The sequence below is a fragment of the Nonomuraea sp. NPDC048882 genome, from assembly GCF_040649755.1.
Taxonomy (GTDB): Bacteria; Actinomycetota; Actinomycetes; order Streptosporangiales; family Streptosporangiaceae; genus Nonomuraea; species Nonomuraea maheshkhaliensis.
This window is the reverse complement of record NZ_JBEZGB010000051.1, coordinates 1-2590: the sequence shown is the minus strand read 5'-3', so window position 1 is coordinate 2590 and position 2590 is coordinate 1. Positions and strand designations below refer to the sequence as shown.

Sequence of the window (2590 nt, the reverse complement as noted above, 5' to 3'; positions counted from 1 at the left end):
TCCGCCCCCACCACCGCCACCGCACCCGGCGACCGCACCACCTGCCCCTCAAACAACTCCACCAACGACCCCGCCGACACCCCCACACCCGTCTCATTCCACCCCTCCACCACCTGACGCCACTCACCCTCACCCATCACCTCAACCCCACTAAGCCGAGTCCCAGGGTCAGCGGTAACCGCGTCCAGAACCCGTACCAAACGACCGACCAGCACCTCCACCGACCCGCGATCAAACACGTCGGCCGCCGCCACCACCGACCCACGCAGCCCCGCAGGCACGTCCCCGGCACCGAACACCTCGCCCAGCGTGAAGTCCAGGTCGAACTTCGCCGCCGACATCCCGGCGGTGACCTCCGCCGACACCGCGCCGGACGGCCCGCCCGCCCGAACCCCCGGCAGTTCCAGCTCCGCCTCGGTGTTCGTGGTGGACTGGACCTTGAACATCACCTGGAACAGCGGATGCCGCGCCATCGACCGCGCCGGTGCCAGCTCCTCCACCAGGCGGTCGAACGGCAGTTCCTGGTGCGCGAACGCGCTCCACCCGGTCTGCCGGACGCGGGAGAGCACCTGCGTGAAGGTGGGGTCGCCGGACAGATCCGTACGCAGCACCACGTTGTTGACGAAGAACCCGACCAGGTCGTCGAGCGCGACGTCGGTACGACCGGCCACCGTCGTGCCGACGGGGACGTCGGTGCCCGCGCCCAGCCGCGACAGCAGCACGACCAGCGCGGCCTGCAACACCATGAACGTGGTCGCGCCCTCGACCCGCGCCAGCTCCGCCACCCGGGCGTGCACCTCGGCCGGCACCTCGATCGGGACCGTGTGCCCCCGATGCGAGGCCACCGCCGGACGCGGCCGGTCGTAGGGCAGTTCGAGCTCCTCCGGCAGGCCGGCCAGGGTCTCCCGCCAGTACGCCAGCTGGGTGGAGACGAGGCTGTCCTGGTCGTTCTCGTCGCCGAGCAGTTCCCGCTGCCAGAGGGTGTAGTCGGCGTACTGGACGGGCAGCGGCTCCCACTCCGGCGCCCGCCCGTCGCACCGCGCGGCGTACGCGACCGACACGTCCCGCGCCAGCGGCCCCATCGACCAGCCGTCACTCGCGATGTGATGGACGACGACCACCAGCACCCGCTCGCCCGCCCCCGCCTCGAACAGCCACGCCTTGATCGGCGCCTCAGCCGCCAGGTCGAAGGCGTAAGCCGCCGCCTCGGACACCTTCGCGGGCAGGTCGGCCGAGGCGACCTCGACCACGGTCAGCTCCCACGCCAGCTCCTCGACCGGCACGATGTGCTGGTAGGGCTCCCCCTCCACGTCGGGGAAGACCGTCCGCAGCACCTCGTGCCGCCCGATCACGTCCCGCAACGCCGCGTTCAGCGCCGCGACGTCCACCTCGCCTGACAGCGACAGCACGACTGGCATGTTGTACGTGGCGCTCGGCCCTTCCGACCGGGTGACGAACCACAACCGGCGCTGCGCGAACGACAACGGAATCATCAGGACTCCTTCTGAGTACGCATGTTCTGAGTACGCATGGGCCGCAACGCCGGCCTCGCCGACTTGAGATCACCAAGCTGTCGTGCAAGTCCCGCGACCGTCGGGGTCTCCAGCAGGACCTTCAACGGCACCTCCACACCGAGCGCCGCCCGGATCTGACTGACCAGCCGCACCGCCAGCAGCGAGTGCCCGCCGAGCCGGAAGAAGTCGTCATCCACCCCGACGCTCTCCAGGCGGAGGACGCGCGCGAACGCCTCACACAGGACCTGCTCTTCGCGGGTGGACGGTTCGCGGCTGGGGGTGGTGACGTGCTGAGGGACGGGGAGGGCTTTGCGGTCGAGCTTGCCGTTCACCGTCACCGGCAACTGCTCCAGTACGACCACGGCGGACGGCACCATGTACTCCGGCACCCGCTCACCGGCGAACCGCCGCACCGCTTCCTCGATCCCCGCCCGCTCACCGGCCGGAACCACGTAGGCGACCAGCCGCACCTCCCCGGGCAGGTCCTCCCGCGCCACCACCGCCACCTGCCCCACCCCAGGACAAGCGGCCAGCACCGCAGTGACCTCACCAGGCTCCACCCGGAAGCCCCGGATCTTCACCTGATCATCGGCCCGACCGGCGAACAACAACTCGCCCTCAACCGACCAACTGACCCGGTCTCCGGTCCGATACATCTGCTCGCCCACCTCGAACGGACACGCCACGAACCGCTCAGCACTCAACCCGGCACGACCCACATAGCCGCGAGCCAGCTGAACGCCCGCCACATACAGCTCGCCCACCACGCCAGGCGGCACCGGCGACAGGAACTCATCCAGCACATAAGCCCGAGTGTTCGCCACCGGCCGCCCAATCGGGACGGACAACTCATCCCAATCCACGTCGCATCGGAAGGCGGTCACATCGATCGACGCCTCGGTGGGCCCGTAGTAGTTCTCCAGCCCGACCCCACCCAGCACCTCAGCGAAGCGCCGCGCCAGGTGCGCCGGCAACGCCTCCCCCGAACACACCACCCACCGCAAGCCATCACAGTCGGCAGCGGCCGGCTCAGCCAGGAAAACCTCCAGCATCGACGGCACAAAATGCGCCACATC

Annotated in this window: 2 protein-coding genes; both read right to left on the bottom strand. The window is 69.7% G+C overall.

The annotated features are described in order from the left end of the window. A partial coding sequence (locus AB0C27_RS56100; protein ID WP_357863626.1) for a condensation domain-containing protein occupies positions 1-1493 on the bottom strand: 1493 nt, incomplete at its 3' end. Continuing rightward, positions 1493-2590: AMP-binding protein (locus AB0C27_RS56095; RefSeq protein WP_357863623.1), on the bottom strand; the 1098-nt coding region annotated here is incomplete at its 5' end. The genes AB0C27_RS56095 and AB0C27_RS56100, both read right to left, overlap by 1 nt.